The sequence below is a fragment of the Pseudomonas sp. JE3303 genome (genome assembly GCF_056312565.1).
This window is the reverse complement of the sequence record NZ_JBWGIF010000011.1, coordinates 20,349-44,049: the sequence shown is the minus strand read 5'-3', so window position 1 is coordinate 44,049 and position 23,701 is coordinate 20,349. Positions and strand designations below refer to the sequence as shown.

Here is a 23,701-nt window from a genome sequence, read left to right as displayed (position 1 = left end):
CTCAAAACCAGAAGCTGAAACAAGAGTCGCGTTGTCATCCATATCGAAGGGGAGCATTGGCTCATGCAATTGGGAATCGTCGGACTGGGCCGCATGGGCGGCAATATCGCAAGACGGCTGATGCGCGCCGGCCATAAGACCGTCGTCCACGACCGCAATCATGACGCGGTCACGACCCTGGCCCGCGAGGGCGCAGTCGGCGCCCACGACCTGGGCGCGCTGGTACAGAAGCTCGAAGCGCCACGCGCCGTGTGGGTCATGCTGCCGGCCGGCGAGCCGACCGAGCAGACCATCGCGCAGCTGGCCGACCTGCTCGCCCCAGGCGATGTGATCATCGATGGCGGCAATACCTTCTACAAGGACGATGTCCGCCGCGCCGCGACGCTGGCCGAGCGCAATCTGCACTATATGGATGTCGGCACCTCTGGCGGCGTCTGGGGCCTGGACCGCGGCTATTGCATGATGATCGGCGGCGAGCCTGAGGTATTCCAGCGCCTGGAGCCGATATTCGCCGCGCTCGCACCCGGGGTCGGCGACATTCCCCGGACCCGTGGTCGCAGTGGCGAACCAGGTCGCGCAGAGCAGGGCTATATCCATGCCGGTCCGCCCGGGGCGGGGCATTACGTGAAAATGGTCCACAACGGCATCGAGTACGGCCTGATGCAGGCCTATGCCGAAGGCTTCGACCTGTTGCGCAGCAAGGGCGGTGATGCCTTGGCGCCCGAGCAGCGCTTCGACCTCGACCTGGGGGAAATCGCCGAAGTATGGCGGCGCGGCAGCGTGGTCACGTCCTGGTTGCTTGACCTGACCGCCGACGCCCTGGTGGCCGACCCCCAGCTTGCGGAGTTCAGCGGCTCGGTGTCGGACAGCGGCGAAGGGCGCTGGACCATCGACGCGGCCGTGGAGCAGGCGGTGCCGGTGCCCGTGCTTTCCAGTGCGCTGTTCGCGCGCTTCCGTTCGCGTCAGCAGGAGGGCACCTACGGTGACAAGCTGCTGTCGGCCATGCGCCTTGGGTTCGGTGGTCATGTCGAGAAGCGCGAATGAAGAAGACCACTATCGAGGCAGCTCCGCCCTGCACGCTGTTTCTGTTCGGCGCCAATGGCGACCTGGTCAAGCGCCTGTTGATGCCGGCGCTTTACAACCTCAGCCGCGACGGCTTGCTGGACAAGAACCTGCGTATCGTCGGCGTCGACCATAACCAGGCCACTGCTGGCCAGTTCGCCGAGCGTCTCGAAGCCTTCATGCGCGAGCGCGAGGTGGGCGGTGAGGGCGCCAGCAAGTGCTTCGACGACCAGCTCTGGGGTAGCATCGCGACAGGGCTGGACTACCTCACTGGAGACTTCCTCGACCCGGCGACCTACGAAGGCATCGGCCAGTACATCGAAAAGTCGGGCACTCGCAACGCGGTGTTCTATCTCGCCACTTCGCCCCGGTTCTTTCCCGAAGTCGTGCAGCGCCTGGGCGCGGCCGGCCTGCTGAATGAGGCCGAGGGCCATTTCCGCCGCGTGGTGATCGAAAAGCCCTTCGGCACCGACCTTGCCAGCGCCGAGGCGCTCAATGCCTGCCTGCTCAAGGTCATGCAGGAACGCCAGATCTACCGTATCGATCATTACCTGGGCAAGGAAACGGTACAGAACATTCTGGTCAGCCGCTTCTCCAACGGGCTGTTCGAATCCTTCTGGAACAATCACTACATCGATCATGTGCAGATCACCGCTGCCGAGACCGTGGGGGTCGAGGGGCGTGGCGCTTTCTATGACAGCACGGGCGCCCTGCGCGACATGGTTCCCAACCACCTGTTCCAGCTGCTGGCCATGGTGGCGATGGAGCCGCCCGCAGCATTCGCGGCCGACGCGGTGCGCAGCGAGAAGGCCAAGGTGATCGGTGCCATCCGTCCGCTGTCGCGAAACATGGCGCTGAAAAATTCCGTGCGCGGCCAGTACGTGGCGGGTACGCAAGGCGCCAGGGACGTGCCGGGGTATCGGGAGGAACCCAAGGTCGACCCCCAGAGCCAGACCGAAACCTATGTCGCGCTCAAGGTGATGATCGACAACTGGCGCTGGGTCGGCGTGCCGTTCTACCTGCGCACCGGCAAGCGCATGAGCGTTCGCGACACCGAGATCGCCATCTGCTTCAAGCCGGCGCCCTATGCTCAGTTTCGCGACTCCGACGCCGAGCGGCCCAAGCCCAACTATTTGAAGATCCAGATCCAGCCCAACGAAGGCATGTGGTTCGACTTGCAGGCCAAGCGGCCAGGGCCCGACCTGGTGATGGAGAACGTCCAGCTCGGCTTTGCCTACAAGGACTTCTTCGAGATGACGCCGTCTACCGGCTACGAGACGCTGATCTACGACTGCCTGACAGGGGACCAGACACTGTTCCAGCGCGCCGATAACATCGAGAACGGCTGGCGTGCGGTACAGCCGTTCCTCGATGCGTGGGCCGCGGACGGCGAAGTACATACCTATCCAGCCGGCGAGGATGGCCCGGCGGCCGGCAACGATCTGTTGGCCCGGGACAAGCGCGAGTGGCATCCGCTCGGCTGAACGACAAGGAGAAGACATGCCTGCGTTGATCGAAGACTACGCCCTGCTGGGCAACTGCCGCAGTGCTGCGCTGGTCAGTCTGGATGGGTCGCTTGATTGGCTGTGCCTGCCCCGTTTCGACGCACCGGCAGTGTTCGCGTCCATGCTGGGCAATGAAGAAAACGGCCGCTGGCGCCTTGCCCCCAGCGATCCGCTGGAGCACGTGCAGCGCGAGTATCTGGAAGACAGCCTGGTGCTGCGTACCACCTACGTCACTGCCCAGGGCCTCGCACAGGTCACCGACTGGATGCCGCTGGACGAGGCCAATGCGGTCGTGCGCGTGGTCGAAGGGCTGGCGGGCGAAACATGTTTCGAGATGGACCTGGTCATGCGCTTCGATTATGGCCGCAGCGTGCCTTGGGTCGAAAAGCACGATCCATTGACCCTCACCGCCGTCGCTGGCCCCGATCGGCTCATCCTGCGCAGCAGCGTCGCGACCCACGCCCAGGACCACCACACGGTCAGTCGCTTTCGCGTGGCGGCGGGGGAGCGCCAGGTCTTCGTCCTGCTTCACCAGGCCTCGCACCTGACCCAACTGCCGGAGCTCGACGCCGACCAGGCCTTGCAGCATACCCTGGAGCAGTGGCAGGCCTTTGCCTCCCGCTGCCCTGATGTCGGAGACTGGACGCCGCAGGTCAAGCGCTCGCTGATCACCCTCAAGGCCATGACCTACGCGCCAACCGGCGGTATCGTCGCGGCGGTGACCACCTCGCTGCCCGAGCACCTGGGCGGCGAGCGCAACTGGGATTATCGCTACTGCTGGTTGCGTGACGCGACCATGACCCTGCTCGCATTCATGAACCTGGGCTACTTCGAAGAGGCCGCCGCCTGGCGCGAGTGGCTGATGCGCTCGGTGGCGGGCAATCCGGAACAGATGCAGATCATGTATGGCCTGGCGGGCGAGCGGCAGTTGCCGGAGCGCACGCTGCCCTGGCTTGCAGGCTATGAAGGCTCGCAGCCGGTACGCGTCGGCAATGCCGCGGCCCAGCAGCACCAGCTGGACATCTACGGAGAAGTGGCCGACGCCATGAGCCAGGCGATCCGCGGCGGCTTGCCGCGCCTGCCCCGCAGCGCGGCGCTGGCGCGGTTGATCATGCCGTACCTGGAGCGCATCTGGCGCGAGCCGGATGAAGGCATCTGGGAGGTGCGCGGCGGATGCCAGCACTTCGTTCACTCCAAGGTCATGGCCTGGGTGGCTTTCGACCGCGCCGCGGGGCTCGCCGATGGTACGGAGGAGGACCGCGAGCGCGGCCGGCATTACCGCGAGGTGGCTGCGCAGATCCACCGTGAGGTCTGCGAAAAGGGGCTGGACCCGGAAGGCACGTATTTCGTCCAGGCCTACGGTTCCCTCGAGATGGATGCCAGCCTGTTGCAGATTGCCCTGACCGGCTTCCTGCCCGCGGACGACCCGCGCTTCTTGCGTACCCTGGAGCAGATCGAGAAACGCTTGCTGCGCCACGGCTTGCTGCTGCGCTACGACACTGACAGCGGCTGCGATGGCCTCGATCCGGGGGAGGGTACCTTCCTGGTATGTTCGTTCTGGTTGGCGGATGTCTATGTGCTGCTGGGCCGCCAGGACGACGCCCGGGCGCTGTATGAGCGCCTGACCGGGCTGTGTAACGACGTCGGCCTCCTGGCGGAACAATACGAGCCGGTCAGCGGGCGCATGCTGGGTAATTTCCCGCAGGCATTCAGTCATATCGGCATCATCAATACAGCGTTGAACCTTCATCGGGCGCAGTGCCCGGCGCGGGACAGGGCGCAGTGCGGATGAGTCCGGTTTTTGGCAAATGTGCAGCAAGGAGGGTGCGCTATAGTCCGGCCCAGTGACCCCTTTCCCCTGCAGGAGTGCCGCCGTGACCGAGTACAGCGCGTTCAAGGTAGAACTGACCCACAACATCGCCCACGTCCAGATCAATCGCCCCGAGAAGCTGAATGCCATGAACGCGGCGTTCTGGGATGAAATCGGCTCGATCTTCCAATGGATCGACGACACCGATGCCGTGCGGGTAGTGGTCTTGAGTGGTGCGGGCCAGCATTTTTCCGCAGGCATCGACCTGGCGCTGCTGGCCTCGCTGGCCAGCCAGTTGGAGCAGGACGTGGGCCGCAGCGCCCGCTCGTTGCGGCGTACAATCCTGCGTCTGCAATCGTGCATCAATGCCGTGGACAATTGCCGCAAGCCGGTGCTGGCCGCGATCCAGGGCTATTGCATCGGCGGCGCTATCGATCTGGTGTCGGCCTGCGACATGCGCTACTGCAGCAGTAACGCGCAGTTTTCCGTCAAGGAGATCGACATGGGCATGGCTGCCGATATCGGTACCCTGCAGCGCCTGCCGCGCATCATTGGCGATGGCATCCTGAGGGAGCTGGCCTACACAGGGCGTACGGTCCACGCACCCGAAGCCCAGGCCGTCGGCCTGGTGAACCGCGTGTACGACGACCAGGCCTCGCTGCTCGACGGTGTCTTTGCCATCGCGGCCGAAATTGCGACAAAATCGCCCATTGCCGTGGCCGGCACCAAACAGATGCTTGGCTATATGCGCGACCACACTGTCGAGGATGGCCTGGAATACATCGCCACCTGGAATGCCGCCATGCTGCAATCCAACGACCTGCGCGTCGCCATGGCGGCGCACATGAGCAAACAGAAACCCGAGTTCGCCGACTGACCTGCAGCGGCGGGCGCGCCAAGGAACCCGATCATGTCAGCACGCTGGAACACCGCAGTACTCGACCCGCAACTCACTGGAGGCTGGGCCGTGGCCCGTAGTTCCGAAGGGTTCCTGACGGATGACAATGGCGCGCTGTTCCCCCGCGACTGGCTGAAGCGCCAGGACCTGGACGTGCTCTGCGAACACGGCATCGGCCACTACGACGGCGAACCCGTGTTCCTGCTCGAGCTGCGCGCGCCAGGGTCGGTCTCCGGCTGCAGTTGGCGCGGCCTGCGCTCGTTCATGCTCGAAGGCGATTTCGATACCTACAAGATACTCGGCTACGCGGCGCAGATCGGTACCTGGGCCCGCGAGCACCGGTTTTGCGGCAGTTGCGGCCAGGCCATGAGCCAGATCCACTGGGAGCGGGCGATGTACTGCGCGGCGTGCGAGCTGCGCAGCTACCCGCGGATCTCGCCAAGCATGATCGTGCTGGTGACCCGTGGCGACGAGATCCTGCTGGCGCGCTCGCCGCGATTCGTAGCCGGGGTGTACAGCACCCTGGCCGGTTTCGCCGAGCCGGGTGAGTCGGCCGAGGACTGCCTGGTGCGCGAAGTACGCGAGGAAGTCGCGGTCGAGGTCAGCAATATCCAGTACGTCGGCAGCCAGTGCTGGCCGTTCCCGCATTCGATGATGCTGGGTTTCCATGCCGAGTACGCGGGCGGGGAGATCATCATGCAGCCGGACGAGATCGAGGATGCCCAGTGGTTCAACGTGCACGCCCTGCCACCTCTGCCCGCCGGGCGTTCGATCGCACGCTACCTGATCGACCTGTATGTGGCGCGCCGGCTAGGCCTGGCCGAACCAGTGCTGCCACGCTAGGCGTACGGTCAGCGCCAGCACCACGGTAATGAACACCGGACGGATGAACTTGCTGCCGCCGCTGATTGCCGTTCGCGCGCCAAGGTAGGCGCCCACCATCAAGGCCGAACCCATCGCCAGGCCGACCAGCCAGTCGACCTGGCCCGAGAAGATGAACACCGAAAGCGACGCGGCATTGCTGACGAAGTTCATGCTGCGGGCCACTCCGCTGGCGCGAACCAGGTCGATGGGGTAGATCAGCAGAGTACTGACTGTCCAGAACGCGCCAGTGCCGGGGCCGGCTACGCCGTCGTAGAAGCCCAGGGTCAAGCCCTGCGGCAGCTGCCAGGTCTTCTTGATAGGCGCATCGGCATCTAGCGGCGCCTTGGGCGTGCCGCCAAACAGCAAGTAGATGCCGCAGGCAAACACCACCACAGGAAGCATCTTGTTCAGCCACTCGGCAGGCAGGTAATGGGCGACCCCTGCACCGATGATTGCCCCGGCCAACGTGCCAAACAGCGCTGGGCGCCACTGCGCAGGGTGGAACAGCTTGCGCCGGTAGTAGGCGAAGCTGGCCGTGGCCGAGCCGAACGTGGAGCTGAGCTTGTTGGTGCCCAGTACCAGGTGCGGCGGCATGCCTGCGGTCAGCAGGGCAGGCACGGTGAGCAGGCCGCCCCCGCCGGCGATGGCATCGATGAAGCCGGCGGCAAAGGCGACGACGGCGAGGATCAGCAAGGTTAGCGGTTCAACACTGAGTTCGAATGGCATTGTCATTATCGCGGCAGGGCGCAGAAGGGCTGCACCGAAGGGATGGCATGGTAAACGGCGAGGGCCTGGGTTGCCAGCCCGCTTCGGCTCAGGCTTTGGTGGGGGTCTTGCGGACCTGTCTCGGCTTGTCCTTCACGCTGGTGCTCTTGCCTTTTGCGCCGCTGCTCTTGCGCTTCTTCTTCCATGGCGTCCCGCCTTTGCCCGCAGGCGCCGGCCCGCTGATGCGCAGCTGCAGCCCGGAACAGCGCTCCACCTGCTTGCTCATCCAGGCAGATTGCTTGCCGACGAATTCATCCAGGCTCATCTCGCCGCTCTGGACCATGTCCAGGGCCTGCTCCCAGATCGCCGTGGTGCCCGGGTCGGCGATGGCACGGGGTACGGCGTCGATCAGGCTGAACGCGGGAGGGGTGGCGCACAGCGCCTTGCCTTGCTTGACCAGGTAACCGCGGTCGATCAGGCCCTGGATGATGCCGGCACGGGTGGCCTCGGTGCCGATGCCGGTGGTGTCCTTGAGCTTCTGCTTGAGGCGCGGGTCGTCCACCAGCTTGGCAACGTTCTTCATGGCCTTGATCAGGTCGCCTTCGGTAAAGGGCTTGGGCGGCTGGGTCCAGAGGTCCTTCAACTGGTGGGCAAGCACCGCGCAATCCTGCCCTTTGCGCAGCGCTGGCAGAACCTGGGCGGGCGGGGGCTCGCGGCCCTTGCCTGGGGTAAGCGCCTCGGGCAGGGCGCGGCGCCAGCCCGGCTCGACAATCTGCTTGCCAACGGCGCGCAGAGCATGGCCTGCACAGTCGAAGTCGGCCTGGGTGCGATCGAATTCGTGGTTCGGCAGGAACTGCGCCAGGTAACGGGCGCGGATCAGTGTGTAGACCGACTTGTATTTGGGCGGTAGCCGCGAGGGGTCGCTGGCGACTGCGGTGGGGATGATCCCGTGGTGGGCGGTGACCTTGGCATCGTTCCAGGCCCGGGAGCGGCGTTGCGGTTCAAGGTACGGCTGCAGAGGCGCAAGGCTGGCATCGGCACGCTGCAGGGCACCCAGGATGCCCGGTGCCTCGCTGTGCTGGCTCAGGGGCAGGTAGCCACAGTCACTACGCGGATAGGTGATCAGCTTGTGGGTTTCGTACAGCGCCTGGGCAATATCGAGGGTCTCCTGAGCGCCGAGGCCGAATTTCTTCGAGCACAGCTCCTGCAGGGTGCCAAGGTCGAAGGGCAGCGGCGCGGCTTCACGCACGCGCTCGGTCGCCACCTTCACCGCACGCGCCGTGCCTGCAGCGCCAATGTCGGCGGCGGCCTGCTGGGCCAGGCCCTGGTTCAGGCAGCGGCCCTGGTCGTCACAGGCATCCTCGGCTGCGCGCCACTGGGCGTTGAATGCGGTGCCGGCATGCTCCAGCTTCACATCGATGCTCCAGAAGGGCACCGGCACGAAGTCGGCGATGCTGCGGTCACGGTCGACTACCAGGCGCAGGGTCGGCGTCTGTACCCGGCCCACCGGCAATACGCCCTGATAACCTGACTTCTGGCCGAGCAATGTGAAGAGTCGGCTCATGTTCATGCCGATCAGCCAGTCTGCACGGGAGCGGCCCAGCGCGGAATGGTAGAGGCTGAAAGTGTCCTGGCCGGGAAGCAGCTTGCCCAGGGCCTTGCGGATGGACGCGTCGTCCAGTGCCGACAGCCACAGTCGCTGGATGGGCCCCCGGTAGCGGCAGTGCTCGACCAGCTCACGGGCGATCATTTCGCCTTCGCGGTCGGCATCGGTGGCGATCACCAGTTCGCTTGCCTCGCCAAGCAGGCGCTTGACCGCCTTGAACTGACTGGCCGTCTTGGGCTTGACCAGCATTTTCCATTTGACCGGGATGATCGGCAGGTCGGCCAGGACCCATCGCTTGTAGCGTTCGTCATAGCTGTCGGGCGGAGCGGTTTCAAGCAAGTGGCCGATACACCAGGTGACACAGACACCGGTGCCTTGCCAGCAGCCGTCTGCCTTGCGGGTCGCGCCCAGAATCTTGGCGATGTCTTTGGCTTGGGAGGGTTTTTCGCAGAGAAAGAGGCGCATGGCCGGGCAACGCTTCGTCAGCAGGGATGGCCGACAGGATGCGCAAAACAACGCGGGGAGGCAAGGAGAAATCTGTATGGATGTACAGTTTCGCAGGGTGTGGCATCAGGGCCGCCGCGCGGCCCCAGCCATCATTCGATCACACGGTCTCGCAGGTATCACGCACCATGTCCACATGCGGGATGCCGGCTTCGAGGAACTCCTCGCTGACGACCTTGAAACCCAGGCGCTCGTAGAAAGCAGTGGCGTGCACCTGGGCCGACAGCATCTGCTGCTTGAGGTTGCGCTTCTGCGCCTCCTCGATCACGGCCTGCATCAGTGCATCGCCGACCTTCAAGCCTCGCCAGTCCTTGAGTACGGACACGCGTCCGATATGTCCGTCAGGCAGCAGCCGCGCGGTACCTACCGGGTAGTCTCCCTCAAGCGCCAGGAAGTGCAGGGCACCCTGATCATCGGAGTCCCACTCGAGCTCGGGCGGTACGCTCTGTTCGGCGATGAACACCGCCTCGCGGATACGGCGGATATCAGCGTTGTCTTTTTGCCAGTCAGCGAGGCGAACCCGGATCTTATTCATTGGCGAATCCCAAACTTCCTTGTTTGATCAACTGGCAGACCAAGGTCAGCCCTTCTTCGTTCTGCAGCCATTTGGCGAGGTTTTCGACGTGCAGGGCGTCGGCGGCGCAGATCAGCTTCAGCAGCTCGCGCAGATCGCCCGAAACCAGGCGGCTCTGGCCGCTGGCGAACAGCAGCAGGTTGTCGTCCACTTCCGACCAGGCCAGGCGGGCGCTTGGGTTGCGGACCAGGATCGCGCCCTGTTCGAGGCTGTCGGTGAGCTCTGCTTCGCTGAGCTCTTCACCATTGACCAGTTCCGGATAGCGCGGCTCGGTCATGAACTGGCCGAACCAGGTGAGCAGCAGGCGTTCGTCACCCATGTGCTCCGTCAGCAGGCCCTTGAGGCGGTCCAGGGCGTCGTGCTGGATCTGGTGCGGGTCGCTGACAGGCTGGGCGTCGGCGTCGCTGTAGCGCTCTTCGTCCGGCAGGAACTGGCTCAGGAAGTCGGTGAAGTGGGTCAGCACTTCGGCCGCGCTTGGAGCGCGGAAGCCGACCGAGTAGGTCAGGCAGTCGTCTTCGGCAACGCCGTAGTGGGCCAGGCGCGGCGGCAGGTAGAGCATGTCGCCGGGCTCCAGGGTCCACTCGCCGCTCTGCTCGAAGTCGGCCAGGATACGCAGGTCGGCATGCTCGATCAGCGGGCTGTCGCTGTCGCACATCTGGCCGATCTTCCAGTTGCGCTTGCCCTGGCCTTGCAGCAGGAACACGTCGTAGTTGTCGAAGTGCGGACCGACGCTGCCACCTGGGGCGGCAAAGCTGATCATCACGTCGTCGATGCGCCAGCTCGGCAGGAAGCGGAAGGACTCCAGCAGCTCGGCGACTTCCGGCACGAACTGATCCACCGCCTGCACCAGCAGGGTCCAGTCGCGCTCGGGCAGGCTGGCGAAGGTGTCTTCGGCGAAGGGGCCGCGGCGCATCTCCCACGGGCGCTCGCCGTGTTCGATCACCAGGCGCGCTTCGACTTCTTCTTCCAGGGCCAGGCCGGCCAGCTCATCGGCGTCGATCGGGCTTTCGAAATCCGGGAAGGCCTGGCGTACCAGCAAAGGTTTCTTCTGCCAGTAGTCGCGCAGGAACTCGCGCGCTGTGAGGCCGCCCAACAGCTGCAGTGGAGTATCAGAATTCATGTTCAACCTATTGAAAAGACGTAATTTTTAGGCAGGAATAAAAACGCCCGGCTCAGCCGGGCGTTTTACGCAGGGCGCAGGTCAGATGCGTTTGGCCTGGGCCACCGCGTTACCGATGTAGGACGCAGGGGTCAGCTGCTTGAGCTCGGCCTTGGCTTCGGCCGGCATGTCCAGCCCATCGATGAAGGTCAGCAGCGCTTGCGGGCTGATGCCTTTGCCACGGGTCAGCTCCTTGAGCTTCTCGTAGGGGTTCTCGATGTTGTAGCGGCGCATCACGGTCTGGATCGGCTCGGCCAGGACTTCCCAGCAGGCGTCCAGGTCGGCGGCGATGCGCTGGGTGTTGATTTCCAGCTTGCCGATGCCCTTGAGGCTGGCTTCATAGGCGATGACGCTATGGGCAAAGCCCACGCCCAGGTTGCGCAGCACGGTGGAGTCGGTCAGGTCACGCTGCCAGCGCGAGATCGGCAGCTTGCTCGCCAGGTGCTGGAACAGCGCGTTGGCGATACCCAGGTTGCCTTCGGAGTTCTCGAAGTCGATCGGGTTGACCTTGTGGGGCATGGTCGAGGAGCCGATCTCGCCCGCGACGGTCTTCTGCTTGAAGTAGCCCAGGGAGATGTAGCCCCACACATCACGGTCGAAGTCGATCAGGATGGTATTGAAGCGGGCGATCGCGTCGAACAGCTCGGCAATGTAGTCGTGCGGCTCGATCTGGGTGGTGTACGGGTTGAACTCCAGGCCCAGCTCGTCTTCGATGAAGGCGCGGGCGTTGGCTTCCCAGTCGATCTGCGGGTAGGCCGAGAGGTGGGCGTTGTAGTTGCCCACCGCGCCGTTGATCTTGCCCAGCAGCGGCACGGCGGCCACCTGGGCGATCTGGCGCTCCAGGCGGTAGACGACGTTGGCCAGTTCCTTGCCCAGGGTCGTCGGCGAGGCCGGCTGGCCGTGGGTGCGCGACAGCATCGGCACTTCGGCGTGCAGGTGAGCCAGGGCACGGATGGATTCGGCGATCTGGCGCATCAGCGGCAGCAGCACGTCGTCACGGCCTGCGCGCAGCATCAGGGCGTGGGACAGGTTGTTGATGTCCTCGCTGGTGCAGGCGAAGTGGATGAACTCGCTGACGTTGTCCAGCTCTGGCAGCTTGGCAGCCTGCTCCTTGAGCAGGTACTCGATTGCCTTGACGTCGTGGTTGGTGGTGCGCTCGATTTCCTTGACGCGCTCGGCGTGTTCAAGCTTGAAATCGCTGGCCAGTTCGTCCAGCGCGGCATTGGCCTGGGCGCTGAAGGCCGGCACTTCGCCGATCTGCGGGTGAGCGGCCAGGCGCTGGAGCCAGCGCACCTCGACCAGGGCGCGGAAACGGATCAGACCGTATTCGCTGAAGATAGGGCGCAAGGCCTGGGTTTTGCCGGCGTAACGGCCGTCTACAGGGGAAACCGCAGTGAGCGAGGAAAGCTGCATGGGGTGTTCTCGGACAGTCAGGCTTTTGGAGGGCGCATATCATACATGAAAAATGCGCCGCAGGCGGGTGGGTGATCAATGGTCCGGGGCCGCGGTGGCCCGGGACATTCAGCCACGCATCATCGGGTACAGCTCCTTGAGCAGCTTGCGCCGGCTGAACACCAGCTGCCAGCGGTGTCCGCCCAGTTGGCGCCACAGGCGGGCGGCGCGGATGCCGGCCAGCAGCAGGGCGCGGATCCTCGAGGCATTGTTTGGCTGCTGCAGGTGGCGCATGTCGCCATGCACCTGGATGCGCTGGCGCAAGGTGCTCAGGGTGTCCTGGTACAAGGCGCCGCTGGAGGCGATGACGTTCTCGTGCACGAGGCCGAAATGGTCCGCCTGGGACTGGATCTGCGGCAGCCGATTGCCAATGGTCTCGAGCAGGTCGTCGCGCTTGGCCAGTTGACGCTCGAGGCCCAGCATCGACAGGGCATAGCGCAGCGGCTCGCGCTGCAGGCTGCCGGGGTCGCGCTCGAGCGCGCTGGCGAGTGCGCGATAGCCGTCATGCAGGTTGAGGTCATCGCCGCCAAACACCTCCAGGGTATTGTGCGGGTCGCGCACCAGCAGGCTGCCCAGCAGGCAGCCAAGGTTGGCTTCGCTGGCCTGGCCCGTTCGGGCAATGCGGTCGACCAGCACGGCGGCCTGGAAAACGCCCCCAAGGGCGATCAGCTGCTCCTGGATATCGCTCATCAGCGGGCGCTCCAGGGTTCGGCGCGCTCGATCACGCCGCCGCCAAGACAGACTTCACCGTCATAGAACACCACCGATTGGCCAGGAGTGACGGCGCGCTGGGGTTCGTCGAACACGGCGCGGTAACCGTCGGCCGTGTGCTCCAGGGTGCAGGCCTGGTCGCCCTGGCGATAGCGCACTTTGGCGGTCAGGCGGCGTGGTGCCGACACGTCGACCGGATTGACCCAGAAGATCTCGGAGGCGAGCAGGGCGCGGGCGAACAGCCAGGGGTGTTCATTGCCCTGGCCGACCACTAGCACATTGCGCGCCAGGTCTTTTTCAAGCACGTACCACGGCTCGTCGCCCGCGTCCTTCAGGCCGCCGATGCCCAGGCCCTGGCGCTGGCCGATGGTGTGGTACATCAGGCCATGATGGCGGCCGATGACCTCGCCTTCGGTGGTCTGGATTTCGCCCGGCTGGGCGGGGAGGTACTGCTTGAGGAAGTCACTGAAGCGGCGCTCACCGATGAAGCAGATGCCGGTGGAGTCCTTCTTCTTGGCCGTGGCCAGGCCGTGTTTTTCGGCGATGGCGCGCACTTCGGGTTTTTCCAGCTCGCCCACCGGGAACAGCGTGCGGGCGATCTCGGCGCCGCCGACCGCGTGCAGGAAGTAGCTCTGGTCCTTGTTCGGGTCCAGGCCCTTGAGCAGTTCGGTGCGCCCATCGATGTCGCGGCGGCGCACGTAATGGCCCGTGGCGATCAGGTCGGCGCCCAGCGACAGGGCGTAGTCGAGGAACGCCTTGAACTTGATCTCGCGGTTGCAGAGGATGTCCGGGTTCGGCGTGCGGCCCGCCTTGTACTCTTCGAGGAAGTGCTCGAACACGTGGTCCCAGTACTCGGCGGCGAAGTTGGCGGTGTGCAGCTTGATGCCGATGCGGTCGCAGACGGCCTGGGCATCGGCCAGGTCTTCGCGGGCGGTACAGTATTCAGTGCCGTCGTCCTCTTCCCAGTTCTTCATGAACAGACCTTCCACCTGGTAACCCTGCTCGATGAGCAGAAGGGCGGAGACGGATGAGTCCACGCCGCCGGACATGCCGACGATGACGCGGGTCTTGGCGGGATCAAAGGGTGCTGAGCTGGACATGGCTACCGGTGTGTATCTGGAAAAAAGACGTCGATTCTATCAGGCCCGCGCGGTCAAGGCGAAGTGCCTGTCAGTCGCGCAGCAGCTCCAGGCTGTGCAGAGGGCCGGTCAGGTAGTCGTCGATGCAGCGTGGCACCAGCTCGCTGCGCCAGCGTGCCGGGTCGGCGAGCAGTTCTTCGCGGCTCATCCACACGGCGCGCGTGATATCGCTGTCCAGCGGACGGTCGATGTGGTGCCGTACGGGGCGGGCGGCGAAGCAGATGCGCTGGTAGGTCACGCCGTTGCTGGGAGCGGTATAGAGGTAGATGCCGACCAGGCCGGTCAGTTCGACCTCCCAGGCGGTTTCCTCCAGGGTTTCGCGCAGGGCGGCCTGGGACAATGTTTCGTTGGGTTCAAGGTGGCCGGCGGGCTGGTTGAACACATGCTGGCCTGCCTTGAATTCCTCGACCAGGAGGAAGCGGCCCTGGTCCTCGACAATGGTGGCGACGGTGATGTGGGGGTGCCAGGTCATGCTGGGATTCCTGTGTTGATCTCTAGGGCTTCTTCGCTGGCTTGTCGGGGCGCCGAACCGCAGCGAAAAACGCGACCCGGTCTCTCAGAAACACACAAGCCCCGGTGCGTGGCCGGGGCTTGTGGTATTACCGAGAGAGCCTTACAGCGCAGCGATCGCGCTGTTGAAGGTCTGGCTCGGGCGCATCACCTTGGCGGTCAGCTCGGCGTTCGGGGCGTAGTAGCCGCCGATGTCGGCTGGCTTGCCTTGAACGGCGTTGAGTTCGGCAACGATGGTCGCCTCGTTCTCGGCCAGGGCTTTTGCCAGTGGTGCGAAGCGCGCCTGCAGGGCAGCGTCGTCAGCCTGGGCAGCCAGAGCCTGGGCCCAGTACAGGGTCAGGTAGAAGTGGCTGCCGCGGTTGTCGATACCGCCGACCTTGCGCGCCGGGGACTTGTTGGTGTCCAGGAACTGGCCAGTGGCCTGGTCCAGGGTCGCCGCCAGTACCTTGGCTTTCGGATTGGCGTAGGCGTCGCCCAGGTGTTCCAGGGAAGCGGCCAGGGCCAGGAACTCACCGAGCGAATCCCAGCGCAGGAAGTTCTCTTCGACCAGCTGCTGCACGTGCTTGGGCGCCGAACCACCGGCGCCGGTCTCGAACAGGCCACCGCCGTTCATCAGCGGCACGATCGACAGCATCTTGGCGCTGGTGCCCAGTTCCATGATCGGGAACAGGTCGGTCAGGTAGTCGCGCAGCACGTTGCCGGTCACCGAGATGGTGTCCTTTCCTTCGCGGATGCGCGCCAGGGAGAACTTGATCGCCTCCACCGGTGCCAGTACGCGAATGTCCAGGCCGCTGGTGTCGTGATCCTTCAGGTACTTCTGTACCTTCTCGATCATGACGCCGTCGTGGGCGCGCGCCGGGTCCAGCCAGAACACCGCAGGGGTGTTGCTCAGGCGGGCACGGTTGACGGCAAGCTTGACCCAGTCCTGGATCGGAGCGTCCTTGGTCTGGCACATGCGGAAGATATCGCCAGCCTCGACGTTCTGTTCCAGCAGCAGGTTGCCCTTGCTGTCGACCACGCGCACGACGCCGTCGGCCTTGATCTGGAAGGTCTTGTCGTGGGAGCCGTACTCTTCGGCTTTCTGGGCCATCAGGCCAACGTTCGGCACGCTGCCCATGGTGGTCGGGTCGAAGGCGCCATTGGCCTTGCAGTCCTCGATCACGGCCTGGTAGATGCCTGCGTAGCAGCGGTCAGGGATGACAGCCTTGGCGTCCTGCAGCTCGCCCGCGGCGTTCCACATCTTGCCCGAGTCGCGGATCATCGCCGGCATCGAGGCGTCGACGATGACGTCGCTCGGCACGTGCAGGTTGGTGATGCCCTTGTCGGAGTTGACCATGGCCAGGGCCGGGCGCGCGGCGTACAGCGCCTGCACGTCGGCTTCGATCTGGGCCTGCTGCTCGGCCGGCAGCGACTTGATGCGGGCGTACAGGTCGCCGATGCCGTTGTTGGCGTTGAAGCCGACTTCAGCCAGGGCAGCGCCGTGCTTGGCCAGCACGTCGTTGTAGAACTCTTCGACGATGACGCCGAACATGATCGGGTCGGAGACCTTCATCATGGTGGCTTTCAGGTGGACCGACAGCAGTACGCCGCTGTCCTGGGCGTCCTTGATCTGCTCGGCGATGAAGCTGCGCAGCGCCTTGCGGCTGAGCACGGCGCAGTCGACGACCTCGGCGGCCTTGACGGCGGTCTTTTCCTTGAGAACGGTGGTGGTGCCGCTCTTCTCGGCCAGCTCGATGCGCAGGCTGTCATCGGCTTCGATCAGCGCGGATTTCTCGCTGCCATAGAAGTCGCCCTGGCTCATGTGCGCCACGTGGGACTTGGAGTCGGCAGCCCAGGCACCCATCTTGTGCGGGTGCTTGCGGGCGTAGTTCTTGACCGAGAGCGGCGCGCGGCGGTCGGAGTTGCCTTCACGCAGCACGGGGTTCACGGCGCTGCCCTTGATGCGGTCGTAGCGGGCGCGGGATTCTTTTTCGGCGTCGGTGGCCGGGGTGTCTGCATAGTCGGGGATGTTGTAGCCCTGGCCTTGCAGTTCCTTGATCACGGCCTTGAGCTGCGGTACCGAAGCGCTGATGTTCGGCAGCTTGATGATGTTCGCTTCAGGAGTGGTGGCCAGTTGGCCCAGTTCCGCCAGGTGATCGCCTACCTGCTTGTCGCTCCCCAGTTGCTCCGGGAATGCGGCGAGGATACGGCCAGCGAGGGAAATATCGCGGGTTTCGACGGCGATGTCAGCCGAAGCGGTGAAGGCTTCGATGATCGGCAGCAGTGAATAGGTGGCGAGGGCCGGAGCTTCGTCAGTGAAGGTGTAGATGATCTTGGAACGGGTGGGCATATTCAGGTTAACTCTCTGATTTGCTGAGCGTGCTCGAAGTCTCGAGGTGCGCAGGGTAGGCGCTTCGCCATGGCAGCGCCATGAGCGGAAGGTCGAGAGGCAGCGAGCGGTGATGGTGGATGCATCAGTCGAGCGTCATGCGGCTGAACTGCGGTAACAGCCCAGGCTTTGCTGGCCGTCGAGGGTCATGACCCTGCGGTCAGCGCCGGAGTATAACAAACCCTTTGCCCTAATCAGCAAGGCCCTATGAGATCGCTTCACTTATAAGACCAAAGACGTAGGGGCAATGTGGCGTGTTGCCGCATGTCCGGACGTGCTGCTGGATTGATGGAACCTGTCAGGTTGCACGTCGGTGGATGTGGTTTAGGCTCAGTGCATCACACGTTTGTCCAACCCAACAGGAAAGCGGAGTGCAGCATGGGATACCAGAAGATAAAGGTTCCGGTCGATGGGGCCCGGATCACAGTCAATGCAGACCATTCGCTCGACGTCCCCGACAATCCGATCATCCCGTACATAGAAGGTGATGGCATCGGCGTCGATGTCAGCCCGGTGATGATCAAGGTGGTCGACGCCGCCGTACAGAAAGCCTACGCAGGCAAGCGCAGGATCGCCTGGATGGAGGTCTATGCCGGCGAGAAGGCCACACAGGTCTATGACCAGGACACCTGGTTGCCCCAGGAAACCCTCGATGCGGTCCGCGAGTACGTGGTGTCGATCAAGGGCCCGCTCACCACGCCGGTGGGTGGCGGTATCCGCTCGCTGAACGTTGCCCTGCGCCAGCAGCTCGACCTTTATGTATGCCTGCGCCCGGTGGTGTGGTTCCAGGGTGTGCCAAGCCCGGTGAAAAAGCCTGGCGATGTCGACATGGTGATCTTCCGCGAGAACTCCGAGGACATCTACGCCGGGATCGAGTGGAAGGCAGGCTCGCCCGAGGCGACCAAGGTGATCAAGTTCCTCAAGGAGGAAATGGGCGTCACCAAGATCCGTTTCGACCAGGATTGCGGCATCGGCGTCAAGCCCGTGTCGCGCGAAGGTACCCGGCGCCTGGTGCGCAAGGCGCTGCAGTACGTGGTCGACAACGACCGCGAGTCGCTGACCCTGGTGCACAAGGGCAACATCATGAAGTTCACCGAAGGGGCCTTCAAGGACTGGGGCTATGAGGTGGCAAGGGACGAGTTCGGTGCCGAGCTGCTCGACGGCGGTCCCTGGATGAAATTCAAGAACCCCCGTACGGGCCGGGAAGTCGTGGTCAAGGACGCCATCGCCGACGCCATGCTTCAACAGATCCTGCTGCGGCCAGCCGAATATGACGTGATCGCGACCCTCAACCTCAATGGCGACTACCTGTCCGACGCCCTGGCTGCGGAGGTAGGCGGCATCGGCATCGCGCCAGGGGCGAACCTGTCGGATACCGTGGCCATGTTCGAGGCAACCCACGGCACCGCGCCCAAGTACGCCGGACAGGACAAGGTCAACCCAGGCTCGGTGATTCTCTCGGCTGAAATGATGCTGCGTCACATGGGCTGGACCGAGGCTGCGGATCTGATCATCAAGGGCACCAACGGCGCCATTGCGGCCAAGACCGTCACCTATGACTTCGAGCGCTTGATGGAGGGTGCGACCCTGGTCGGTAGCTCGGGCTTTGGCGATGCGCTGATCCAGCATATGTAGCGCATACAAAACCGGCCAGTCGACAAGGCTGGCCGGTTTTCGTGCTCTGCAGAAGGCAGGGAGGTCAGGCCTTGACAGCCTGCTCCTCGGTTACGCTCTCGGCGACATAGGCAACGCTTCTAGCCGCGTCGACGATGTTGACCGCGTGCAAACCCTTGGGGCCCTGGATGATCTCGAAACTCACCACCTGACCGGCCTTCAACGTCTTGTAGCCATCCATCTGGATCGCCGAATAATGGGCGAACAGATCTTCCGTCTTGCCCTCCTCATTGACGAAACCATAGCCCTTGGCATTGTTGAACCACTTGACTTTGCCGCTTGCCATCCTCATATCCCTCTGCAAAGGACTCCATCACTGGAGTATCATCCACTCCATCCGCATACGAACCTGCGAAAATATTTGGTTGACTGCGCGGATCTTTATCGACCACGGTGGGTTCTTATTGGTTGTAACACCGTTTAGCCGATAGTCAAGGTCAGGCGGCGGTCCGCACCGGCGTAGGCTCTCGCGGTCAACCCACAACCTTAACCTGTCGATATGATGAATTTCTTTCCATGCATGCACACAGCCAGATTCGACTAACATTCAATCAGGATCGCCCGCAATCGCATGAGGACGATGGTTCCGGCCTGGCGGTACAGGAGGCCAAACCAGCCCTGCAGGCGCCACCGATGTACAAGGTGGTTTTATTCAACGATGACTACACGCCGATGGATTTCGTCGTCGAAGTGCTCGAGATGTTCTTCAATCTGAACCGCGAGCTGGCGACCAAGATCATGCTGGCCGTCCATACCGAGGGACGGGCAGTTTGCGGATTGTTTACCCGGGACATCGCCGAAACCAAGGCCATGCAGGTCAACCAATACGCGAAGGAATGCCAGCATCCGCTACTCTGTGAAATCGAGAAGGACGGTTAATCGCCGACCACTGGGTATGAGGTGAAGCTATGTTAAACCGCGAGCTCGAAGTCACCCTCAATCTGGCCTTCAAGGAGGCCCGTTCGAAGCGTCATGAATTCATGACCGTCGAACACCTGTTGTTGGCACTCCTGGACAACGAAGCAGCCGCAACCGTTCTGCGCGCCTGTGGCGCCAACCTCGACAAGCTCAAGCATGACCTGCAAGAGTTTATCGACTCCACTACGCCGCTGATCCCCGTTCATGACGAGGATCGCGAGACCCAGCCAACCCTGGGGTTCCAGCGCGTGCTGCAGCGTGCCGTGTTCCATGTGCAGAGCTCTGGCAAACGTGAGGTGACCGGCGCCAATGTACTGGTGGCGATCTTCAGCGAACAGGAAAGTCAGGCCGTGTTCCTGCTCAAGCAGCAGAGCGTGGCCCGCATCGACGTGGTCAACTACATCGCCCACGGTATCTCCAAGGTGCCGGGTCACGGCGAGCATTCCGAAAACGACCAGGAAATGCAGGACGAGGAGGGCGGCGAAAGCTCTTCATCGAGCAACCCGCTGGATGCCTATGCCAGCAACCTCAACGAACTGGCGCGCCAGGGGCGCATCGACCCGCTGGTCGGGCGTGAGCTCGAGGTCGAGCGTGTCGCGCAGATCCTTGCCCGGCGCCGCAAGAACAACCCGCTGCTGGTAGGCGAAGCCGGCGTCGGCAAGACTGCCATCGCCGAGGGTCTGGCCAAGCGCATCGTGGACGGCCAGGTTCCTGACCTGCTCGCCCAGAGCGTCGTCTACTCCCTCGATCTCGGTGCGTTGCTGGCGGGCACCAAATACCGCGGCGACTTCGAGAAGCGCTTCAAGGCGCTGCTGGGCGAGCTGCGCAAGCGTCCGCAGGCGGTCCTGTTCATCGACGAGATTCACACCATCATCGGTGCCGGTGCGGCGTCTGGTGGGGTGATGGATGCCTCCAACCTGCTCAAGCCACTGCTGTCGTCGGGTGACATTCGCTGCATTGGCTCGACCACCTTCCAGGAGTTCCGCGGCATTTTCGAGAAGGATCGGGCGCTCGCCCGGCGCTTCCAGAAAGTCGACGTCTCCGAGCCGTCGGTGGAAGACACCATCGGGATCCTGCGCGGCCTCAAGGGGCGCTTCGAGTCCCATCACAACATCGAGTACAGCGACGAGGCCCTGCGGGCTGCCGCCGAGCTGGCCTCGCGGTATATCAATGACCGGCACATGCCGGACAAGGCCATTGATGTCATCGACGAAGCGGGGGCCTACCAGCGCTTGCAGCCGGAAGCCTCGCGGGTCAAGCGTATCGAGGTGCCTCAGGTCGAGGACATCGTTGCCAAGATCGCCCGGATTCCGCCCAAGCATGTCTCCAGTTCCGACAAGGAGCTGCTGCGTAACCTTGAGCGCGATCTGAAGCTGACGGTGTTCGGCCAGGATGCCGCCATCGATTCGCTGGCCACCGCCATCAAGCTGTCCCGTGCCGGGCTCAAGGCGCCGGACAAGCCAGTGGGTTCGTTCCTGTTCGCAGGGCCAACCGGTGTCGGCAAGACCGAAGCTGCGCGGCAGCTGGCCAAGTCGCTTGGCGTCGAGCTGGTACGCTTCGACATGTCCGAGTACATGGAGCGCCATACCGTATCGCGGCTTATTGGTGCCCCGCCAGGCTACGTCGGGTTCGACCAGGGCGGTCTGCTGACCGAAGCCATCACCAAGCAGCCGCACTGTGTGTTGCTGCTCGATGAAATCGAAAAGGCCCACCCTGAAGTCTTCAACCTGCTGCTGCAGGTAATGGACCACGGGACCCTGACCGACAACAATGGGCGCAAGGCGGACTTCCGCAACGTGATCCTGATCATGACTACCAACGCCGGTGCCGAAACCGCCGCGCGGGCCTCGATCGGCTTCACCCAGCAGGATCACACCTCCGATGCCATGGAAGTGATCAAGAAGAGCTTCACGCCGGAGTTCCGCAACCGTCTGGACACCATCATCCAGTTTGGCCGTCTCAGTCATGAGACGATCAAGAGCATCGTCGACAAGTTCCTTACCGAGCTTCAGGCGCAGCTGGAAGACAAGCGCGTGCAGCTGGAGGTCAGTGATGCGGCACGCAGCTGGCTGGCAGCCGGCGGCTACGATGTACAGATGGGCGCGCGGCCAATGGCGCGACTGATCCAGGACCGGATCAAGCGGCCGTTGGCCGAGGAGATCCTCTTCGGCGAGCTGTCCGAGCACGGCGGTGTGGTGCATGTGGACCTGCGCGACGAGGAGCTGGTGTTCGATTACGAGACCACGGCGGAGATGGCGTAAGGCACTGGGGCCGCTTGGCGGCCCCAAGCCAGACCCACAAAAAAGCCCGGCACATTGGCCGGGCTTTTTCATGGCTGGAGCTTAGCGGGCGCGGTAGGTGATGCGGCCCTTGCTCAGGTCGTAAGGCGTCAGTTCGACGCGGACCTTGTCGCCAGTGAGAATACGGATGTAGTTCTTGCGCATCTTGCCAGAGATATGCGCGGTTACGACGTGCCCGTTTTCCAACTCCACGCGGAACATGGTGTTGGGCAGGGTGTCGACGACAGTGCCTTCCATTTCGAAGCTGTCTTCTTTCGACATGCAGTAAAGCCCTCGGTGTCCAGTATGGCCCGACACAGGACTGTACCGGGCAAAAAAAGTGGCGTGAATTATGCCCGAAAATTGCCGTTCAAGCCAATGCTTTCAATTGAGGGTCACCCAGCGCTGGTTGATCAGCAGCTCGATGGGGCGGTACTGGGTCTTGTAGTTCATTTTCTTGCAGTTCTTGATCCAGTAGCCCAGATACACCGCGTCCAGGTCCTGGCGCACCGCTTCGGTAATCTGCCAGAGAATCGCGAAGCGTCCGAGACTGCGCCGTTCTTCGTCCGGCTCGTAGAACGTGTATACCGCCGACAGCCCGTTGGGCAGCAAGTCACTGACCGCGACGGCCAGCAGCCGCCCGTCCAGGCGGAATTCGTAGAACCAGCAGAAGGGCAGGTCGCGTACCAGGAACGTGGCGAACTGGTCGCGGCTGGGCGGGTACATGTCGCCATCGGCGTGACGCTGCTCGATGTAGCGCCGGTAGAGGTCGAAGTATTCTTCCTTGAAGGCGGGGCGGGCAGGGGTGATCGTCAGGTCGCTGTTGCGCTTGAGAATCCGCCGCTGCTGACGGTTGGGAATGAAGCGCGCAGCCGGAATGCGCGCCGGCACGCACGCGTTGCAGTGCTGGCAATGGGGGCGGTAGAGGTGGTCGCCACTGCGCCGGAAACCCATCTCCGAAAGGTCGGCATAGACGTGCACATCCATCGGCTGGCTAGGGTCGAGAAACAGCGTGGTGGCCTGTTCCTCGGGCAGATAGCTGCAGGAGTGGGGTTGAGTGGCATAGAACTTCAATCGCGCCAGCTCTGTCATGATCAACCCCTCGGAAAGACTTTGCATTAAGTGTATGCCAGCTGGGAAAACTCGCCTAGCGAACCCAGGTCGCCGTGTTTGGCTCGTCGAGGTAGCGCGCCAGGTAGTCGGCAAAGTCCGCGCGGCTGATACCGCGGGCGCCGAAGCTGTGCAGATGGTGAGTCGGCATCTGGCAGTCGATCAGTACGAAGCCGGCCAGGCGCAGATGCTCGACCAGGGTCACGAAACCGACCTTCGATGCATTGTCGGCCCGGCTGAACATCGACTCGCCGAAGAACAGCCTGCCCATGGCCAGCCCGTAGAGCCCGCCCACCAGTTCGCCATCCTGGCGTACCTCCACCGAGTGGGCGATGCCGCGCTCGTGCAGGGTATGGTAGGCCGCCTGCATGCTGCCGGTGATCCAGGTGCCGTCGGCGTAGTCCCGCGGCGCGGCGCAGGCCTTGATGACCCCGGCGAAGTCGCTGTCGAAACTCACCTGGTAACGGCCCTGGCGCAGCAGCTTGGCCAGTGACCGGGAAACGTGCAGCTCTTCGGGCAGCAGCACCGTGCGGGGATCCGGCGACCACCAGAGAATCGGCTGGCCATCCTGGTACCAGGGGAAGCAGCCATGGCGGTAGGCCTGGACGAGGCGCTCGGCGCTCAGGTCGCCGCCAGCGGCGAGTAGTCCATTAGGGTCGTGCAACGCCTTTTCCAGTGGTGGAAAGGCCAGCGAGTCGCGGGTCAGCCAGGTGAGCATGGTCGTTTGCGGTGGGGGAGGGAGGGGGTCAGCATGGCGCGAGCGGAAACCAAGGTCAACAATTGTGGTCCTACAGCTCAACAACTGTGTAAAAACACAGCATAAGCCTTTGTCACAAAACACAATGCATGCTCA

Annotated in this window: 21 protein-coding genes; 8 read left to right on the top strand and 13 right to left on the bottom strand. The window is 63.5% G+C overall.

Annotation, left to right across the window (positions count from 1 at the left end):
• Positions 1–63 precede the first annotated feature (63 nt).
• From gnd to nudC, 5 genes are all read left to right on the top strand, one after another.
• Entirely contained in the window at positions 64–1,044 is a 981-nt protein-coding gene (gene gnd, locus AC0ZZU_RS16500; protein WP_476342133.1) for a phosphogluconate dehydrogenase (NAD(+)-dependent, decarboxylating), read from the top strand.
• Entirely contained in the window at positions 1,041–2,546 is a 1,506-nt protein-coding gene (gene zwf / locus AC0ZZU_RS16495; RefSeq protein ID WP_476342131.1) for a glucose-6-phosphate dehydrogenase, read from the top strand. Before gnd ends, zwf begins: the two co-directional genes overlap by 4 nt.
• A gap of 16 nt (positions 2,547–2,562) precedes the next feature.
• Positions 2,563–4,359, top strand: coding sequence for a glycoside hydrolase family 15 protein (locus tag AC0ZZU_RS16490; protein WP_476342130.1), 1,797 nt, complete (start codon positions 2,563–2,565; stop codon positions 4,357–4,359).
• Between the two features lie 82 nt (positions 4,360–4,441).
• Complete coding sequence (locus AC0ZZU_RS16485; protein ID WP_476342128.1) at positions 4,442–5,254, top strand: crotonase/enoyl-CoA hydratase family protein; 813 nt, start codon at positions 4,442–4,444, stop codon at positions 5,252–5,254.
• Between the two features lie 33 nt (positions 5,255–5,287).
• Positions 5,288–6,118 carry an NAD(+) diphosphatase gene (gene nudC, locus AC0ZZU_RS16480; RefSeq protein ID WP_476342126.1) on the top strand — a complete coding sequence of 277 codons (831 nt, stop codon included), beginning with the start codon at positions 5,288–5,290 and terminating at the stop codon, positions 6,116–6,118.
• Here nudC and AC0ZZU_RS16475 read toward each other — a convergent pair.
• From AC0ZZU_RS16475 to AC0ZZU_RS16435, 9 genes are all read right to left on the bottom strand, one after another.
• Positions 6,086–6,865, bottom strand: a complete 780-nt coding sequence (locus tag AC0ZZU_RS16475) for a TSUP family transporter (protein WP_476342124.1) — start codon at positions 6,863–6,865, stop codon at positions 6,086–6,088. The genes nudC and AC0ZZU_RS16475 overlap by 33 nt on opposite strands.
• 88 nt (positions 6,866–6,953) lie before the next feature.
• Positions 6,954–8,915: a DNA topoisomerase III gene (locus AC0ZZU_RS16470; protein ID WP_476342123.1), complete on the bottom strand. Its 1,962-nt coding sequence runs from the start codon at positions 8,913–8,915 to the stop codon at positions 6,954–6,956.
• 139 nt (positions 8,916–9,054) lie between these two features.
• The gene (locus AC0ZZU_RS16465) at positions 9,055–9,489 is read right to left on the bottom strand and encodes a GNAT family N-acetyltransferase (RefSeq protein ID WP_476342121.1); all 435 of its coding nucleotides are present in this window, start codon (positions 9,487–9,489) and stop codon (positions 9,055–9,057) included.
• Positions 9,482–10,648 (bottom strand): ribosomal protein uL16 3-hydroxylase, encoded by a 1,167-nt coding sequence (locus AC0ZZU_RS16460; protein ID WP_476342119.1) that lies wholly within the window; start codon positions 10,646–10,648, stop codon positions 9,482–9,484. Before AC0ZZU_RS16460 ends, AC0ZZU_RS16465 begins: the two co-directional genes overlap by 8 nt.
• 81 nt (positions 10,649–10,729) lie before the next feature.
• A complete protein-coding gene (gene purB, locus AC0ZZU_RS16455; protein WP_476342117.1) occupies positions 10,730–12,100 on the bottom strand; it encodes an adenylosuccinate lyase in 1,371 nt (456 codons plus the stop codon).
• 108 nt (positions 12,101–12,208) lie between these two features.
• Positions 12,209–12,829, bottom strand: a complete 621-nt coding sequence (hflD, locus tag AC0ZZU_RS16450; RefSeq protein WP_476342116.1) for a high frequency lysogenization protein HflD — start codon at positions 12,827–12,829, stop codon at positions 12,209–12,211.
• Positions 12,829–13,950 carry a tRNA 2-thiouridine(34) synthase MnmA gene (gene mnmA / locus AC0ZZU_RS16445; protein ID WP_476342115.1) on the bottom strand — a complete coding sequence of 374 codons (1,122 nt, stop codon included), beginning with the start codon at positions 13,948–13,950 and terminating at the stop codon, positions 12,829–12,831. The genes hflD and mnmA overlap by 1 nt, the downstream gene beginning before the upstream one ends.
• A gap of 70 nt (positions 13,951–14,020) precedes the next feature.
• Positions 14,021–14,461, bottom strand: coding sequence for an NUDIX hydrolase (locus tag AC0ZZU_RS16440; RefSeq protein ID WP_476342113.1), 441 nt, complete (start codon positions 14,459–14,461; stop codon positions 14,021–14,023).
• A gap of 141 nt (positions 14,462–14,602) precedes the next feature.
• The gene (locus tag AC0ZZU_RS16435; protein WP_476342112.1) at positions 14,603–16,828 is read right to left on the bottom strand and encodes an NADP-dependent isocitrate dehydrogenase; all 2,226 of its coding nucleotides are present in this window, start codon (positions 16,826–16,828) and stop codon (positions 14,603–14,605) included.
• 417 nt (positions 16,829–17,245) lie between these two features.
• Between AC0ZZU_RS16435 and icd the strand changes: the two genes are divergently transcribed.
• Positions 17,246–18,502: an NADP-dependent isocitrate dehydrogenase gene (gene icd / locus AC0ZZU_RS16430; protein ID WP_476342110.1), complete on the top strand. Its 1,257-nt coding sequence runs from the start codon at positions 17,246–17,248 to the stop codon at positions 18,500–18,502.
• A 64-nt stretch (positions 18,503–18,566) separates the two neighbouring features.
• Here the strand turns inward: icd and cspD are convergent, their stop codons facing one another.
• On the bottom strand, positions 18,567–18,827 hold the full coding sequence (gene cspD / locus AC0ZZU_RS16425) for a cold shock domain-containing protein CspD (RefSeq protein WP_476342108.1): 261 nt from the start codon (positions 18,825–18,827) through the stop codon (positions 18,567–18,569).
• A gap of 230 nt (positions 18,828–19,057) precedes the next feature.
• On the opposite strand from cspD, the gene clpS reads away from it, so the two are divergent.
• Both clpS and clpA read left to right on the top strand, forming a co-directional pair.
• The gene (gene clpS, locus AC0ZZU_RS16420) at positions 19,058–19,420 is read left to right on the top strand and encodes an ATP-dependent Clp protease adapter ClpS (RefSeq protein WP_158459260.1); all 363 of its coding nucleotides are present in this window, start codon (positions 19,058–19,060) and stop codon (positions 19,418–19,420) included.
• A gap of 29 nt (positions 19,421–19,449) precedes the next feature.
• On the top strand, positions 19,450–21,720 hold the full coding sequence (gene clpA / locus AC0ZZU_RS16415) for an ATP-dependent Clp protease ATP-binding subunit ClpA (protein ID WP_476342107.1): 2,271 nt from the start codon (positions 19,450–19,452) through the stop codon (positions 21,718–21,720).
• 81 nt (positions 21,721–21,801) lie between these two features.
• Here clpA and infA read toward each other — a convergent pair whose 3' ends face one another.
• The 3 genes from infA to aat form a co-directional block, all read right to left on the bottom strand.
• Positions 21,802–22,020 carry a translation initiation factor IF-1 gene (gene infA / locus AC0ZZU_RS16410; RefSeq protein ID WP_002553999.1) on the bottom strand — a complete coding sequence of 73 codons (219 nt, stop codon included), beginning with the start codon at positions 22,018–22,020 and terminating at the stop codon, positions 21,802–21,804.
• A 102-nt stretch (positions 22,021–22,122) separates the two neighbouring features.
• On the bottom strand, positions 22,123–22,830 hold the full coding sequence (locus tag AC0ZZU_RS16405; RefSeq protein WP_476342105.1) for an arginyltransferase: 708 nt from the start codon (positions 22,828–22,830) through the stop codon (positions 22,123–22,125).
• 55 nt (positions 22,831–22,885) lie between these two features.
• Complete coding sequence (gene aat / locus AC0ZZU_RS16400; protein WP_476342104.1) at positions 22,886–23,566, bottom strand: leucyl/phenylalanyl-tRNA--protein transferase; 681 nt, start codon at positions 23,564–23,566, stop codon at positions 22,886–22,888.
• Between the last annotated feature and the right edge of the window lie 135 nt (positions 23,567–23,701).

What these genes read in the sequence shown, in the direction of transcription:
- gnd (WP_476342133.1), top strand. Translation starts at nt 64, where the DNA reads ATGCAATTGGGAATCGTCGGACTGGGCCGCATGGGCGGCAATATCGCA.
- zwf (WP_476342131.1), top strand. Translation starts at nt 1,041, where the DNA reads ATGAAGAAGACCACTATCGAGGCAGCTCCGCCCTGCACGCTGTTTCTG.
- AC0ZZU_RS16490 (WP_476342130.1), top strand. Translation starts at nt 2,563, where the DNA reads ATGCCTGCGTTGATCGAAGACTACGCCCTGCTGGGCAACTGCCGCAGT.
- nudC (WP_476342126.1), top strand. Translation starts at nt 5,288, where the DNA reads ATGTCAGCACGCTGGAACACCGCAGTACTCGACCCGCAACTCACTGGA.
- AC0ZZU_RS16475 (WP_476342124.1), bottom strand. Translation starts at nt 6,865, where the DNA reads ATGCCATTCGAACTCAGTGTTGAACCGCTAACCTTGCTGATCCTCGCC.
- AC0ZZU_RS16470 (WP_476342123.1), bottom strand. Translation starts at nt 8,915, where the DNA reads ATGCGCCTCTTTCTCTGCGAAAAACCCTCCCAAGCCAAAGACATCGCC.
- AC0ZZU_RS16465 (WP_476342121.1), bottom strand. Translation starts at nt 9,489, where the DNA reads ATGAATAAGATCCGGGTTCGCCTCGCTGACTGGCAAAAAGACAACGCT.
- AC0ZZU_RS16460 (WP_476342119.1), bottom strand. Translation starts at nt 10,648, where the DNA reads ATGAATTCTGATACTCCACTGCAGCTGTTGGGCGGCCTCACAGCGCGC.
- purB (WP_476342117.1), bottom strand. Translation starts at nt 12,100, where the DNA reads ATGCAGCTTTCCTCGCTCACTGCGGTTTCCCCTGTAGACGGCCGTTAC.
- hflD (WP_476342116.1), bottom strand. Translation starts at nt 12,829, where the DNA reads ATGAGCGATATCCAGGAGCAGCTGATCGCCCTTGGGGGCGTTTTCCAG.
- mnmA (WP_476342115.1), bottom strand. Translation starts at nt 13,950, where the DNA reads ATGTCCAGCTCAGCACCCTTTGATCCCGCCAAGACCCGCGTCATCGTC.
- AC0ZZU_RS16440 (WP_476342113.1), bottom strand. Translation starts at nt 14,461, where the DNA reads ATGACCTGGCACCCCCACATCACCGTCGCCACCATTGTCGAGGACCAG.
- AC0ZZU_RS16435 (WP_476342112.1), bottom strand. Translation starts at nt 16,828, where the DNA reads ATGCCCACCCGTTCCAAGATCATCTACACCTTCACTGACGAAGCTCCG.
- icd (WP_476342110.1), top strand. Translation starts at nt 17,246, where the DNA reads ATGGGATACCAGAAGATAAAGGTTCCGGTCGATGGGGCCCGGATCACA.
- cspD (WP_476342108.1), bottom strand. Translation starts at nt 18,827, where the DNA reads ATGGCAAGCGGCAAAGTCAAGTGGTTCAACAATGCCAAGGGCTATGGT.
- clpS (WP_158459260.1), top strand. Translation starts at nt 19,058, where the DNA reads ATGCATGCACACAGCCAGATTCGACTAACATTCAATCAGGATCGCCCG.
- clpA (WP_476342107.1), top strand. Translation starts at nt 19,450, where the DNA reads ATGTTAAACCGCGAGCTCGAAGTCACCCTCAATCTGGCCTTCAAGGAG.
- infA (WP_002553999.1), bottom strand. Translation starts at nt 22,020, where the DNA reads ATGTCGAAAGAAGACAGCTTCGAAATGGAAGGCACTGTCGTCGACACC.
- AC0ZZU_RS16405 (WP_476342105.1), bottom strand. Translation starts at nt 22,830, where the DNA reads ATGACAGAGCTGGCGCGATTGAAGTTCTATGCCACTCAACCCCACTCC.
- aat (WP_476342104.1), bottom strand. Translation starts at nt 23,566, where the DNA reads ATGCTCACCTGGCTGACCCGCGACTCGCTGGCCTTTCCACCACTGGAA.